This is a genomic window from Apibacter adventoris (assembly GCF_002964975.1).
In the GTDB taxonomy this organism is placed as follows: Bacteria; Bacteroidota; Bacteroidia; order Flavobacteriales; family Weeksellaceae; genus Apibacter; species Apibacter adventoris.
In genome coordinates, this window is sequence record NZ_PSZM01000047.1 from 43,732 (window position 1) to 58,205 (window position 14,474).

Annotated in this window: 13 protein-coding genes; 4 read left to right on the forward strand and 9 right to left on the reverse strand. The window is 30.1% G+C overall.

What is annotated here, in order from left to right; genetic code table 11:
• Window positions 1-21 precede the first annotated feature (21 nt).
• Window positions 22-981: an electron transfer flavoprotein subunit alpha/FixB family protein gene (locus C4S77_RS12710; protein WP_105247876.1), complete on the forward strand. Its 960-nt coding sequence runs from the start codon at window positions 22-24 to the stop codon at window positions 979-981.
• Window positions 982-1,082: 101 nt separating this feature from the next.
• Here C4S77_RS12710 and rpsJ read toward each other — a convergent pair whose 3' ends face one another.
• The 6 genes from rpsJ to C4S77_RS12740 form a co-directional block, all read right to left on the reverse strand.
• Complete coding sequence (gene rpsJ, locus C4S77_RS12715) at window positions 1,083-1,388, reverse strand: 30S ribosomal protein S10 (RefSeq protein WP_055425679.1); 306 nt, start codon at window positions 1,386-1,388, stop codon at window positions 1,083-1,085.
• A gap of 12 nt (window positions 1,389-1,400) precedes the next feature.
• The gene (gene fusA / locus C4S77_RS12720) at window positions 1,401-3,530 is read right to left on the reverse strand and encodes an elongation factor G (protein ID WP_105247877.1); all 2,130 of its coding nucleotides are present in this window, start codon (window positions 3,528-3,530) and stop codon (window positions 1,401-1,403) included.
• Between the two features lie 12 nt (window positions 3,531-3,542).
• A complete protein-coding gene (rpsG, locus tag C4S77_RS12725; protein WP_105193916.1) occupies window positions 3,543-4,019 on the reverse strand; it encodes a 30S ribosomal protein S7 in 477 nt (158 codons plus the stop codon).
• A gap of 24 nt (window positions 4,020-4,043) precedes the next feature.
• On the reverse strand, window positions 4,044-4,424 hold the full coding sequence (gene rpsL, locus C4S77_RS12730) for a 30S ribosomal protein S12 (protein WP_105193917.1): 381 nt from the start codon (window positions 4,422-4,424) through the stop codon (window positions 4,044-4,046).
• Window positions 4,425-4,630: 206 nt separating this feature from the next.
• Complete coding sequence (locus tag C4S77_RS12735) at window positions 4,631-6,301, reverse strand: T9SS type A sorting domain-containing protein (RefSeq protein ID WP_181042898.1); 1,671 nt, start codon at window positions 6,299-6,301, stop codon at window positions 4,631-4,633.
• 417 nt (window positions 6,302-6,718) lie between these two features.
• On the reverse strand, window positions 6,719-8,353 hold the full coding sequence (locus C4S77_RS12740; protein WP_105247879.1) for a T9SS type A sorting domain-containing protein: 1,635 nt from the start codon (window positions 8,351-8,353) through the stop codon (window positions 6,719-6,721).
• A 160-nt stretch (window positions 8,354-8,513) separates the two neighbouring features.
• Between C4S77_RS12740 and C4S77_RS12745 the strand changes: the two genes are divergently transcribed.
• On the forward strand, window positions 8,514-9,164 hold the full coding sequence (locus C4S77_RS12745; protein ID WP_105247883.1) for a protein-L-isoaspartate(D-aspartate) O-methyltransferase: 651 nt from the start codon (window positions 8,514-8,516) through the stop codon (window positions 9,162-9,164).
• A gap of 116 nt (window positions 9,165-9,280) precedes the next feature.
• Here C4S77_RS12745 and mqo read toward each other — a convergent pair whose 3' ends face one another.
• On the reverse strand, window positions 9,281-10,762 hold the full coding sequence (mqo, locus tag C4S77_RS12750) for a malate dehydrogenase (quinone) (protein ID WP_105247880.1): 1,482 nt from the start codon (window positions 10,760-10,762) through the stop codon (window positions 9,281-9,283).
• A gap of 165 nt (window positions 10,763-10,927) precedes the next feature.
• Between mqo and C4S77_RS12755 the strand changes: the two genes are divergently transcribed.
• Window positions 10,928-11,557: an alpha/beta hydrolase gene (locus C4S77_RS12755; protein WP_105247881.1), complete on the forward strand. Its 630-nt coding sequence runs from the start codon at window positions 10,928-10,930 to the stop codon at window positions 11,555-11,557.
• Window positions 11,558-11,581: 24 nt separating this feature from the next.
• On the forward strand, window positions 11,582-12,706 hold the full coding sequence (gene bshA / locus C4S77_RS12760) for an N-acetyl-alpha-D-glucosaminyl L-malate synthase BshA (protein WP_105193923.1): 1,125 nt from the start codon (window positions 11,582-11,584) through the stop codon (window positions 12,704-12,706).
• A gap of 184 nt (window positions 12,707-12,890) precedes the next feature.
• On the opposite strand, the gene C4S77_RS12765 is transcribed toward bshA, so the two are convergent.
• Window positions 12,891-13,712 carry a hypothetical protein gene (locus C4S77_RS12765; RefSeq protein ID WP_105247882.1) on the reverse strand — a complete coding sequence of 274 codons (822 nt, stop codon included), beginning with the start codon at window positions 13,710-13,712 and terminating at the stop codon, window positions 12,891-12,893.
• Window positions 13,713-13,813: 101 nt separating this feature from the next.
• Window positions 13,814-14,474: hypothetical protein (locus C4S77_RS13095; RefSeq protein ID WP_181042899.1), on the reverse strand; the 661-nt coding region annotated here is incomplete at its 5' end.

A 14,474-nucleotide genomic window follows, 5' to 3' on the forward strand; every position in this document is an offset into this window, starting at 1 on the left:
TTAATTTAAACACAATTAAAAATGATTTATGCATATATAGAAAATTTAAATGGTAAATATAAAAATTCATCAATAGAAATAGTTTCTTACGCTAAAAATATAGCAGATGCTCAAGGAGACAGTGTAATAGCTATTACCTTTAATGCAGAAGATTCCCCCGAAATTCTATACAAATATGGTGCAGATAACGTTTATAATATAAAAAATGAAGCTTTAAAAAACTTTGATCCGAAAGTATATGCGTCATTAATTTCTCAATTAATAGAAGGAAATTATATTATATTTTCACATTCTGATGAAAGTACATCGATAGCACCTTTTTTAGTAAAAGAAAAAGAAGCTGTTTATATAACGAATGTAGTATCTCAACCTTTATCTTTTTCACCATTTAAAGTGAAAAGAAATATTTTTTCAGGGAAAGGTATTGCAGTAGTAGAAACCTCAAACCCTTTTTTGATAATTACTGTAGCATTAAACTCAACGGGTGTTAAAGAAAATCCCGTATCAGGTAGAGAGATAAATCCCTTGATTACGATACCGGATGATTCTCCATATAAGGTAGAAAGTATAGAAGAATCTGATAGTAAAATAGATTTAAAAGAAGCTAAAATTGTAGTTAGCGGTGGAAGAGGAATGAAAGGACCGGAAAATTGGGGAATTATAGAAGATCTTGCTCAAGTTTTAAATGCTGCTGAAGCTTGTACCAAACCGGTTTCAGATATGGGATGGAGACCTCATTCAGAACATGTTGGGCAAACAGGAAAAAATATAGCACCTAAACTCTATATAGCAATAGGAATATCTGGTGCCATACAACATTTAGCTGGTGTAAACGGAAGTAAAACCATACTTGTTATAAATAATGATCCGGAAGCTCCTTTCTTTAAATCTGCAGATTATGGGGTAGTAGGAGATTTATTTGAAGTAGTCCCTAAATTAACAGAAAAACTCAAATCTTTTATAAATAATAAGAAGATATAAAATTAAATTTAAGTTAAAAAATAAATTGTTTCATAAAAAAACCTTCTGAATATATTCAGAAGGTTTTTTTATGAAAATAAAGTAAATATAATATGTACTTTTTATACTTTAATTTCTACTTCCACACCACTAGGAAGTTCTAACTTCATTAGAGCATCTACTGTTTTTGAAGAAGAACTGTAAATATCCATTAATCTTTTATGAGAATTTAATTGAAATTGCTCACGAGATTTTTTATTTACGTGTGGAGAACGTAAAACAGTAAAGATTCGTTTATGTGTAGGCAATGGAATAGGTCCATTAACAACAGCACCGGTAGCCTTTACGGTTTTTACGATTTTTTCAGCTGATTTATCAACTAAATTATAATCGTAAGATTTAAGTTTTATTCGTATTTTTTGACTCATTGTTTTTTTATTTTAAACGGTTGCACCTTTAGACTTTGCAATTACTTCTTCGGCTATGTTTTGAGGAGCAGCTTCATAATGGTCAAATTCCATAGTGGAGGTGGCTCGCCCTGAAGATAACGTACGTAAAGAAGTTACATATCCAAACATCTCTGATAATGGAACAAAAGCTTTAATTACTTTCGCATTATTTCTATCGTCCATACCAGTAACGGTAGCTCTTCTACGATTTAAATCGCCTACAATATCACCCATATATTCTTCCGGAGTTAAAGCCTCCAGCTTCATAATAGGTTCCATAATTACAGGTTTAGCTTTTCTTGCCGCTTCTTTAAATCCTAGTTTAGCCGCTAGTTCAAATGATAATTGATCAGAGTCTACCGGGTGGAAAGAACCATCCTTAAGAGTGATTTTCATACCATCAATCTCATAACCTGCTAAAGGTCCATTCTTCATGGATTCTTTAAATCCTTTTTCTACAGAAGGGATAAATTCTCTTGGAATATTACCACCTTTAATTTCATTTACAAATTCCAGACCGGATTTACCTTCCTCCGCAGGACTGATAGAGAAGACAATATCTGCAAATTTACCACGACCACCGGTTTGCTTTTTGTAAACTTCTCTATGATCTGCATCGCCAGTTAAAGCTTCTTTATATTCAACCTGAGGTTGTCCTTGGTTTACTTCAACTTTAAATTCTCTTTTTAAACGGTCTATAATAATATCTAAATGAAGTTCCCCCATACCGGAAATAATAGTTTGTCCGGATGCTTCATCTGTTTTCACTTGAAAAGTAGGATCTTCTTCTGCTAATTTTCCTAAAGCCATACCTAATTTGTCAACATCGGCTTTGGTTTTAGGTTCTATTGCTATCCCAATTACAGGATCAGGGAATATCATGCTTTCCAAAACAATCGGAGCTTTTTCATCACATAGAGTATCCCCGGTTTTAATATCTTTAAATCCAACCGCAGCACCAATATCACCCGCTTCAATATATTCAACAGGATTTTGTTTATTGGCATGCATTTGGTAAATACGAGAAATTCTTTCCTTATCACCGGAACGAGTGTTTAATACATAAGAACCTGCATCTAAGTGCCCGGAATAGGCTCTAAAAAATGCTAAACGTCCTACAAACGGATCTGTCGCAATTTTAAAAGCTAAAGCAGCAAAAGGTTCTTTAGAATCTGGCTTTCTAGCAATAGGTTCATCTGTTCTAGGGTCTGTTCCTTCAATAGCTTCTTTATCTAGAGGAGAAGGAAGATATCTACAAACAGCATCAAGCATGAATTGAACTCCTTTATTTTTGAAAGAAGAACCACAAACCATAGGGATAATACTTATATCTATAGTTGCTTTACGAAGAGCTGTGTGAACTTCTTCTTCCGTAATGGAATTTGGATCATCGAAAAATTTTTCCATTAAATTTTCGTCATATTCCGCTACGGCTTCAATTAAAATTTGTCGGTATTGCATAACTTCTTCCTCCATTTCTGCAGGAATGTCTACAATATCAAATGTAGAACCGAAGTTATCATCATGCCATATAATAGCTCTGTTTTTAACAAGGTCTACAACTCCTTTAAAATCTTCTTCAGAACCGATGGGTAAAACAATAGGAACCGCGTTGGACCCTAACATCTCTTTTACCTGACGACAAACATTTAAAAAATCTGCTCCCTGACGGTCCATTTTATTAACGAATCCCATTCTTGGAACTCTATAGTTATCTGCTAATCTCCAGTTAGTTTCCGATTGAGGTTCCACACCATCAACGGCACTAAATAAAAATACTAAACCATCCAATACCCGCAAAGATCGGTTAACCTCTACGGTAAAATCTACGTGTCCCGGGGTATCTATAATGTTAAAATGATAAGGTTTAGTTTCCGGTAATTTTTTACCATCATCTGCTACTGGAAAATTCCAATTACATGTTGTTGCTGCAGAAGTAATTGTAATACCTCTTTCAGCTTCCTGAGCCATCCAGTCCATTGTAGAAGCTCCATCATGAACTTCTCCTATTTTATGGTTTACTCCGGTATAAAATAAAATACGTTCTGTGGTGGTAGTCTTCCCGGCATCAATGTGGGCAGCGATACCAATATTACGTGTATAATTTAAATCTCTTGACATAGTAAATTTCTGTTAGAATCTGAAATGAGAAAATGCTTTATTTGCTTCCGCCATGCGGTGAGTATCTGTTTTCTTTTTAACTGCAGCTCCTTCTTCTTTAGCAGCAGCTAAAATTTCGGCAGCTAACTTTTGTGACATAGCTTTCTCATTTCTATCTCTAGAATATTTGATCAACCATTTCATTGCCATAGAAATTTTTCTATCTGGTCGTATAGGCATAGGAATTTGGAAGTTTGCACCACCAACTCTTCGGCTACGAACCTCAACGTGAGGCATTACATTTTCTAAAGCATCTTTCCAAATATCTAAAGATGATTTTTCTGGGTCTTCTTTTTTAGCTTCTACGATTTCTAAAGCATCGTAAAAAATTTTAAAAGCGATACTCTTTTTACCATCTGTCATTAAGTTGTTAACGAAACGAGTTACTAACTGATCGTTAAACTTGGGATCTGGTAAGAGTGTACGTTTTTTTGCTTTCGTTTTTCTCATTTTACCTGAATAATTTCGTTAATACTATTTTTTGTCTTTAGGACGTTTAGCACCATATTTACTTCTTCTTTGTAAACGACCTTGTACACCTGCGGTGTCTAAAGCTCCTCTAACGATGTGATAACGAACTCCCGGTAAATCTTTTACCCTTCCGCCTCTCACCAATACTATCGAGTGCTCTTGCAGATTATGTCCTTCTCCTGGTATGTAAGCATTTACCTCTTTCCCGTTTGTTAAACGTACTCTGGCAACTTTTCTAAGTGCTGAGTTTGGTTTTTTTGGGGTAGTGGTATATACACGGGTACATACTCCACGACGTTGTGGACAAGAATCTAAAGCAACCGATTTACTCTTCTTGGTAAGTGTGGCTCTTCCTTTTCTTACTAATTGTTGAATAGTTGGCATTTATGCTCTTTTAAATTTTAGTGTGCAAATGTAATGTTTTTTTAGAAGAATACAAAAATAATATCCTCACAATCTTTTTATTACTTAACGGTTATGTTAATTTTATTTTACTCATAGTTTTTATTTAAACTTTTGCCGATAAAATCATACAAATAAAAAAGGCTTCAATCTAATGAAGCCCTTTATAAAGTTAAATTAATAAATAATTATTTCTTAATGATCTTTTTTGTAATGGTACCTTGACTTGTTTTTATGGTGAGTATGTAGTTACCATTAGATAAGCCTTGTAGATTTACTTCTTTATTGATAACCGGACTTACTTTTTTTACTTCATTACCGGAATAATCATATATACTTACAGATTCTATTTGAGAAGGTGTATTGATTTTTAATACATCAATTACCGGATTAGGATATACCTTTAAGTTAGAAGTTTCAACTTCAGGTCCTGTTAAAGTAAAATTGTCAGGTATTTTAAAATCTCTATTTTTAGCAGAAAAATCTTGAATCATAGAGTTGGTAATTGTTACTTCATATTCTATATCTAAATTTGGGTATAAAGCATTGGTCATTTTACAAAGAAGAGTTTTACCCTTATTACCCGGTCCGGGATAAAAAGCTCCATTAGAGGCAAACATAGCAACTTTTTGATTGGTAGTCTTGTCATACCATGTATAAGTAGTTAATGTTTCATGAATATTATATTCGGAGGAAAGGTCAATCAAATCTAAAAAACCTTTCGTACCTCCTTTCCATATGGCTTGGGGACCTAATTTACTTAATGTTCCATATTTAAGATTAGAAAAATCTCCTTTTAAAGTAGAAAATTTTAATAAGTTATCATAACAATTCAAATGTAATAATTCTCTAACATTAGATAAATCTAAAGAAGTTAATTGATTATTATTACAATCTAGGAATTCTAAAATAGGATTATGAGATAAATCTAAAGAGGTCAATTGATTATTATTGCATTTTAGTTCTTTTAAATTAGGGTTGTTAGACAAATTTAAAGAAGTTAATTGATTATTATTACAAGCTAACAATTCTAAATTTGTATAAGGAGTTACATCTAAAGAAGATATTTGATTTTCATCACATAAAATTTTATTCAGATTTGTATTTTTGTCCTTAGGTAGGTTTAAAGAGGTTAATTTATTCTTTTCACAATCTAAATATTCTAAGTTATTATTGTAAGATAAATCTAAAGAGTTTAGTAAATTAGTATTACAAACCAGAACTTTTAAATTAAGATTATTAGATAAATTTATTGCACTTAATTTATTTTCATAGCAAATCAGACTTTTCAACTTAGGATTTTTTGAAAGATCTAAAGAGGTTAATTGATTTCCATTACAATCTAAAAATTCCAAATTAGAATTATGAGATAGGTCTAAAGAAGTTATTTTATTTGAATAACAAATTAGATTGCTTAAATTGTAATTTGTAGCTACATCTATTGAGGAAATATTAGTTTGTATAATTTCTAAAAGCTCTAAATTTTTAAAATAGCTACCATTAAATGTACCGTAAAAATTTTGATAAATTTGAATACGCGTTAACACTTTGTGATTTCCTGATACTTTCCAAGTAAGGGGAGGGGTTTCCATATCACTGGTTGTTATTTTATTTATCAAGTCATCCGGATTTCCGCTGATAGCTTCTTCTATATCCTTCCAAGTCAAGTCCGCAACCTCATAATTATACTTTCCTATAGTGTTTGAATATTGCATTAGAAAGGACAATATTCCAAAAACATCCATGGCATCATAATTAGAAGTAGTGGAAGCTACAAAATTTTTTTGAAGGTAATTTGCTTTTGCAGAAGGAGAACCTGAGGCTAAAGCATAAGTGTTAAAAATAAATAACACTGACATAAATAATAAAATTTTTCTCATAAGTAATATATTTTAAAGTTATTTTGACTAATGTAAGAAAAATATTTTATAATTATAATAAAAAATTAAATTACTTGAATGGTTTGTTTTTTATTTATAAGTGTATGATGAAAAAGTTATTATTTATAGTAATTATGTTTGTTTTTATATTTTATTCTTTAATTTATGAAAATTCAGTTCGTGACGTGTATATCTGTTAAAGGGCAGGGATTTTAAAGAATATTACTATAATAACAATTACGGAGATTTAAAAAAACTGTGGTACGGATATTTATAAGATTTCTAAAAGTGAAGCCTAAAAAATGAGGAGAGGGTTTTGTGGATATGAGTAAATTATTTCATAAAGCCAAAACCCGCCTGAATGCGGGTTTTGATTATAGGTTAATTAAGATTCTTTTATTTCTTAATGATCTTTTTTGTAATGGTACCTTGGCTTGTTTTTACGGTGAGAATGTAGTTTCCACTCGATAAACCTTGTAGATTAACTTCTTTATTGATAACAGGACTTACTTTTTTTACTTCATTGCCCGAATAATCATATATACTTACAGATTCTATTTGGGAAGGTGTATTGATTTTTAATACATCGATTACTGGATTAGGATATATCTTTAAATTAGAAGTTTCTGCTTCAGGCCCTGTTAAAGTAAAATTTTCAGGGATTTTAAAATCCCTAGTTTTAGCAGAAAAACCTTGAGTCATTGAGTTGGTTATGGTTACTTCATATTCTAAAGTAAGCGTTGGATATGAAGCATTCGTCATTTTACAAATAAGGGTTTTTCCTGCATTGGCCGGGCTGGCATAGAAAGTACCATTAGCAGCAAACATTGTAACCTCCTGATTAGTAGCTGCATCATACCATTTAAAGGTAGTCAAAGTTCCATTGATATTGTATTCGGAAGAAAGGTCGATTAATTCAAAAAAGCCTTTGGTTCCTCCATAGAGCGAGGCTTGGGGGCCTAGTTTGCTAAATTTATAATCAAGTTTAGAAAAATCCCCTTTTAAGGTGGAGAATTTTAATTTATTTACATAACATTGTAATTGCTCTAAATTAGGATTTTTAGATAAATCTAAGGTAGTTAATCGATAGTTAGAATTGCAATATAAAATTTTTAATTTAGGATTATTAGATACATCTAAAGAGTTTATTGAAGTATATCTACAAGATAACCATTCTAAATTGGGGTTTTTAGATATGTCTAAAGACTTTAATTCACTAATATTGTTACATGATAGTGATTTTAAATTAGGGTTTTTAGAGACATCTAAGGAGGTTAATGGAGTCCAAGTAATATCTAAAATTTCCAATTTAGTATTTTTAGAGACATCTAAGGAAATTAGTTGATGATTATATTGCACACGTAATTCCTTCAAATTAGTATTTTTAGATATGTCTAAGTTAGTTAATTGATTATCAGCACAATTTAAAATAACTAAATTTTTATTTTTAGATACGTCTATGTAGTTTAGTTTATTCCCCGAAATAGATAAGTTTTGTAAATTAGAATTATGAGATACGTCTAATTTAGTTAATTTATTTAAATTACACATTAAAGTAACTAAATTAATATTTTTAGAGATATCTATGGAGGTGATTTGAGTATGCCAAAGGACAAATATTTTTAAATTTTTAAAATATTTTCCATCAAATATCCCTGTTAATGAATCTTTATTAAATTCCAAATGAGTTAAAACTCTAGAGTTTCCGACTTTCTCCCAGGCAAGATTGGGAGATATTTCAGGCAATTTTCCTATTAATTTAACAAAAATAACATCCGGATTTCCACTTATAGCGGCTGCCATCTCTTCCCATGTAATCCCCTGTACCTCATAATTATATTTTCCTGTAACTTCGGAATATTGCATAAGAAAAGTTAATAGACCAAAGACATCCATAGGATCGTAATTGGAAGTCGTAGGAGCTGTAAAGTTCTTTTTTAGGTAGGTTTGTTTTGCTGAAGGAGAACCTGAGGCCAAGACCTGAGTACTTATAAAACACCCAAGCAACATAAATATTAAAATTTTTTTCATAGGTAAAATAATTTAAAGGTTATTTTATAGCAATATAATATAAATATTTGAATTATTTATAATAAAAATATATTTTTATTTTATGCTGAAACTAAAAACGGATAGGGAAAATAAGGGTTGGGTATTGCATCCCTTTTATATTTTAAATAACTTGCGAACGATGAAATTGGATACATTAAAACATAAGGGAAGAAGAAATCAACTAATTGAATTACTAAAACGAAAAGGAATACATGATTTAAATGTTCTACATGCCTTAAATGAAATTCCCAGACATATTTTTATAGATTCAGCTTTTGAAGATTTTGCCTACGAAGATCGTGCATTTCCAATTCTTTCCGGGCAAACCATTTCTCACCCTTATACGGTAGCATTTCAAACTCAGTTGCTCCATGTACAGAAAGGGGAAAAGGTGCTGGAAATAGGTACAGGTTCCGGATATCAGACTGCCGTACTGGTTGCTTTAGGTGCTCAGGTTTACACTATTGAAAGACAAAAGGAGCTTTTTGATTTTTCTAAAAATATATTAAAGAAAATCCATTTTTCTCCTAAGCATCAGATTTTTGGAGATGGTTATCAGGGGTTACCTTCATTTGCTCCATTTGATAAGATTATTGTTACAGCAGGCGCACCGGTCTTGCCCAAGAAATTATTAGAACAACTTTCTGTGGGAGGAGTTATGGTAATTCCCATTGGAAACAAGGAACAAAAAATGTATACCATATTGCGATTAGATGATAAAAATTTTGAAACTCTTGAGTTTGGAGAGTATCAGTTTGTTCCTATGTTAGAAAAAAGAGAATTGGGTTAATTTTTAGCAATATCATAAAGGATATATTTCTAAAATGATTTCGGATAATAATTACTCATATATTTTCTAAACAGAGTTTGATTGTTAATAATTAAGTGATAGATAATAAAAAGATACTATAAATTTAATTGCAATATTTCATGAGATTTTTTTCTAACATCATCACAATACGATTCTTCGTTAAAATCTTTATTAAAAGAAGGAATCATTTCTGTTAATTTAGATTGCCATTTGTCAGAATTATACTCTTCAGGGAAACACTGTTTAATTAAATTTATCATAATATCTACAGCTGTCGAAGCTCCGGGAGAGGCTCCTAATAATGCAGCAATAGAAGTGTCTTTAGCAAAAATAACTTCTGTTCCGAATTTTAAAACGCCACCTTTTTCTTTGTCTTTTTCTATAACTTGTACTCTTTGTCCGGCTACTTCTTCATCCCAATCCTCAATAGCAGCCATAGGTAAATATTCCTTTAAAGCTTCAATTTTTTGTTTTTTAGTCAATTTAACCTGATCTATCAAATATTGAGTTAAATCCATATTATGCCATCCAGCCTCAATCATGGCTCCTATATTTTCAAATTGCAGAGATTTAAAAAGATCTAAAAAAGATCCGTGTTTTAAAAATTTTGTAGAAAATACGGCAAAAGGCCCGAATAATAATTTTTTTTCTCCCATAATCATACGTGTATCTAAATGGGGAACAGACATAGGGGGAGCACCTAAATTGGCTTTTCCGTAAACTTTTGCATGATGTCTTTGTACAATTTTTTCGTTATTGCAGATGAGCCATTCTCCGCCTACAGGGAAACCGCCAAAACCTCTGGCTTCCCTTATGCCGGATTTTTCTAATAATAAAATAGCTCCTCCGCCTGCTCCTATAAAAACAAAATCTGCACTAACCTGGAAACTTTCATCCGTTTTTTTATTTTGTATTTTCAGATTCCACTTTCCATCATTCATTTTATCTATATCTTTTACTTTATGATTTAGGTGTAATTCAATTTCATTCTTAGATTGCAAATGATTAAAAATTTCACGAGTTAACGCTCCGAAATCAATATCTGTTCCCAGATCAATTCTTGTAGCAGCTACTTTTTGTTTTTCATTTCTGCCTTCCATCACTAATGGAATCCAAGATTCAATTTCTTTCCTGTTTTCAGAATATTTCATAGATTTAAACAATGGATGTTTAATCATTGCATTATAACGTTTTTTTAAAAATTGAATATCTTTTTCATTTTCAACAAAACTGTAATGCGGAGTGGAGTGTATAAAAGTATCAGGTGAGGAAATATATTGCTGAGTTACTAGATAACTCCAGAATTCTTTGGATAATTCAAATTGAGAAGCTGTATGCACAGCTTTTGAAATATCTATAGAACCATCCGAAATTTCAGGGGTATAATTTAATTCACAAAAACCGGAGTGTCCTGTACCTGCATTGTTAAGGGCTGAAGAACTTTCTCCAGCAACTTCATTAAGTACTTCATACACTTTTATTGTAGCATCAGGCATTAATTTTTTTAGTAGCATACTTAATGTAGCGCTCATAATGCCGGCTCCTATGCAAACAACTTCTTTTTTTTCTCTATTCATTTTATTGTGATTTATTTGTAAATATTCAAAAATTATACCTTACTGTAATTGTATTTTGTATTTTAATGTATATATATTAATAAATTACTATTTTTATAAAAGTGCACTAAAAAAATGGATTAGTCTAAAAAAAATAGATTATTTTTGTTTTATATAATTAAAAAAATGGTACATTATTTATTGAGAGAACCCAAATCAGCTATAGAAAAACCTTATCTTATACTTCTATTACATGGATATGGAAGTAATGAACAAGATTTATTCAGTTTTGCTGAAGAATTACCCGAGGATGCATATGTAATTAGCCTAAGAGGGCTAAGGATTGTTGGAACGGAGGGTTTTTCTTGGTATGATCTTGATTTTACAAATGGTGCCAGAATGGTTGACTATGGGCAAGCAATAGAAGCTCAGCATTATATCAATGAATTTATAGAAGAAATTAAAAATAAGTATTTTTTTGATCAAAATAATATCAATCTTATTGGGTTTAGTCAGGGAGCGATTCTTTCTTTCTCTTTGGCTTTACATAATCCTAAAAAATATAGAAAAATACTTTGTTTAAGCGGTTATCCTGATCCGGAATTATTAAAAGATATAAATATGGGAGAGGATTTTACACAATTAGAATTTTTCTTTTCTCATGGTGATAAAGACCCTATAATACCTATTCAATGGTCTAGACAATTTAAATCAATTTGTGAAGAGCTGGATATAGATTATGAATATCATGAGTATGAAGAGGGACACGGTATTAATTCAGAGAATTATTATGATATGTTAAATTTTTTAAGGTAGAAAATATTATACAATATTTGAAAAATGAAAATAGGTGTTGTTTGTTACCCTACATATGGTGGTAGTGGAATTGTAGCTACACAGGTAGGAATGGATATGGCTGCCTTAGGAAACCAAGTACATTTTATAAGTTATAGTTTACCAGCTCGGTTAGATGTTACCTTACCAAATATTTACTTTCATCAGGTGAGTATAAAAAATTATCCTTTATTTGAATATCAACCTTTTTCTTTAGCCCTGTCTACTATAATAGTTAATATTGCAGAAACTCAAGGTTTAGACCTACTACATGTACACTATGCAATACCTCATGCCTATGCAGCATATTTTGCTAAACAAATATTAATGCAAAAAGGGATTAATTTACCTATAATAACCACTTTACATGGAACAGATATTACGCTGGTAGGAAAACATCCTGTGTATAAATCAGGTGTAGAATTTTCTATCAATCAGTCTGATTATATAACATCGGTTTCTGAAAGTTTGAAAAGAGATACTTATGAAGTTTTTTCAATTAAGAAAAATATAGAAGTTATTCCAAATTTTATTGATAATGATTTAATTAAAGATACTCAACCTTGTTTAAGAGGAAATTTTGTGAGCACTAATGAAAAATTATTGATTCATGTTTCTAATTTACGAAAGATAAAAAGAATAGATGATGTGGTTAAAATTTTTAATTTGGTTCAGAAGAAAATAAAATCTAAATTATTGATTGTAGGAGAAGGACCAGAATCAGAAACAATAGAAAAACTTACTCATGAATTTAAATTAGAAGATAAAATAAAGACCATAGGCAGCATTCAGAATGTTCCATGTATTTTAAGTGTGGCGGATTTATTTTTATTACCATCTGAACAGGAAAGCTTCGGATTGGCGGCTTTAGAAGCTATGGCTTGCAGTCTACCGGTAATATCGAGTAATGCGGGAGGAATAACAGAAGTAAATAAAGATGGTTTTTCTGGATTTGCTTCACCTGTAGGTGATGTGGAATCGATGGCCAAGCACGCTATTTACTTATTAGAAGATGACTCACGTTTGCAAAAGTTTAAAAAACAAGCGAAAGAACAAGCTTTATTATTTGATAAGAAAAAAATTTTTCCTATGTATGAAGACTTATATCATAGGGCATTATTACTAAAATAAAATTTTAATATTAAAAAATTATGTTTTATTGATAAATAATAAAGTAAGTATATTTTTATTTTCGTGCATCTTTATTATTATTAAATTTTCATTGTATAAGTCAAATAAAAAGCAGATTAGTTATAATAATATATTTACTTTATTATCTATATTTTAAGTATATTAATATGATTTTTTATTTATCTTAATCTATTGTAATATATTTATAATCAAATATATAAGAAGCCTTAAATTCGCCAGTAACGGTATCTTTTCCTTCGATGGTTAAAGGATAATTTTCATTATCATAGGTGATGGTATAAATAATTGATTCTTCATGATTACCATCAGAATAAATATCCTTACGTACCGGATTATTTTGGGATAAGGTTAAAAAATATAAGTCCTCATTAATCATAATCTTAAAATACGGATTATATTCTTTAAAAGGATTGATTTTTTGATCGTATGAAAATATATCTTTAGCATCATCAACTTTATTATATAAAAGTGTTTCTATATTATTTGCTGAATTATAAGTATACATATAATTAAGAGCTGTATCAGAACATAATTTGTCATTACATGACATAGTTAATAAATTTTGAGTATAGTGAAAATAATCTCTGTCAACTACTCCGTTTCTTATTCTATTAGAGTATGATAATAAATTACCTGAATAAAAAAGTTCCTCAGTATTATCCAGAATATTGTTATTGTATTCTATAATTTTAATTAATTTTTTGTCTTTGTCATATTCAAAATTTCTATAAGAACCTTCTTCCTCTAAGTCTGTAAGTTTAGATACCTGCCCGTTTTCATAAAAAAATTCATAAGTATTAGTATCATATTGAGGAGTATTGTTTGCGCCTTTATATACCTCTTTAATTGATAAATGATGAATAACCTTTTGAGTTTTAGACTCAGGTTTATTAATAACATCGATAGCATCATTATCATCATTATCACTACTGCAGCTAAATAGAATAAAGAGTAGAACGTTTAGTAGTACAATTTTGTTTTTCATTTTTTTATTAATTTAAGAGTTATTAATTGAATATTATAAAACAAAGACACATTAAAATATGTTAATATGCCTTTGTTTTTATATATTATATTTTACTTTTTCTAATCTACCTTAATAGTTCGATATTCGAATGCATAAGAAATCTTAAATTCACCTGTAACGGCATCTTTTCCTTCGATGGTTAAAGGATAATTATCATTATCATAGGTAATGTTATAAATGATTGATTCTTCAAGATTACCATTAGAATAATAATCCATACGTACCGGATTATTTTGGGATAAGGTTAAATAAAAGTCATTATTAATCATAATCTTAAAATACGGATTATATTCTTTAAAAGGATTGATTTTTTGATCGTATGAAAATATATCTTTAGCATCATCAACTTTATTATATAAAAGTGTTTCTATATTATTTGCTGAATTATAAGTATACATATAATTAAGAGCTGTATCAGAACATAATTTGTCATTACATGACATAGTTAATAAATTTTGAGTATAGTGAAAATAATCTCTGCTAACTGTTCCGTATTCACTTGTATCAGAGTATGATAAAAAATTACCTGAATAATAAAGGTCAACAGTAGTAATCAGAATATTTTTATAGTATTCTATAGTTTTAATTAATTTTTTGTCTTTGTCATATTCAAAATTTCTATAAGAACCTTCTTCCTCTAAGTTTGTAAGTTTGGAAACCTGCCCGTTTTCATAAGAAAATTCATAAGTATTAGTATCATATTGAGGAGTATTGTTTTCG

Bases quoted from the DNA above. Each gene is read 5' to 3' on its own strand.
- C4S77_RS12710 (WP_105247876.1), top strand. From the start codon at position 22: ATGATTTATGCATATATAGAAAATTTAAATGGTAAATATAAAAATTCA.
- mqo (WP_105247880.1), bottom strand. From the start codon at position 10,762: ATGAATAGAGAAAAAAAAGAAGTTGTTTGCATAGGAGCCGGCATTATG.
- C4S77_RS12735 (WP_181042898.1), bottom strand. From the start codon at position 6,301: ATGTCAGTGTTATTTATTTTTAACACTTATGCTTTAGCCTCAGGTTCT.
- C4S77_RS12745 (WP_105247883.1), top strand. From the start codon at position 8,514: ATGAAATTGGATACATTAAAACATAAGGGAAGAAGAAATCAACTAATT.
- bshA (WP_105193923.1), top strand. From the start codon at position 11,582: ATGAAAATAGGTGTTGTTTGTTACCCTACATATGGTGGTAGTGGAATT.
- rpsJ (WP_055425679.1), bottom strand. From the start codon at position 1,388: ATGAGTCAAAAAATACGAATAAAACTTAAATCTTACGATTATAATTTA.
- rpsL (WP_105193917.1), bottom strand. From the start codon at position 4,424: ATGCCAACTATTCAACAATTAGTAAGAAAAGGAAGAGCCACACTTACC.
- C4S77_RS12765 (WP_105247882.1), bottom strand. From the start codon at position 13,712: ATGAAAAACAAAATTGTACTACTAAACGTTCTACTCTTTATTCTATTT.
- rpsG (WP_105193916.1), bottom strand. From the start codon at position 4,019: ATGAGAAAAACGAAAGCAAAAAAACGTACACTCTTACCAGATCCCAAG.
- C4S77_RS12755 (WP_105247881.1), top strand. From the start codon at position 10,928: ATGGTACATTATTTATTGAGAGAACCCAAATCAGCTATAGAAAAACCT.
- C4S77_RS12740 (WP_105247879.1), bottom strand. From the start codon at position 8,353: ATGAAAAAAATTTTAATATTTATGTTGCTTGGGTGTTTTATAAGTACT.
- fusA (WP_105247877.1), bottom strand. From the start codon at position 3,530: ATGTCAAGAGATTTAAATTATACACGTAATATTGGTATCGCTGCCCAC.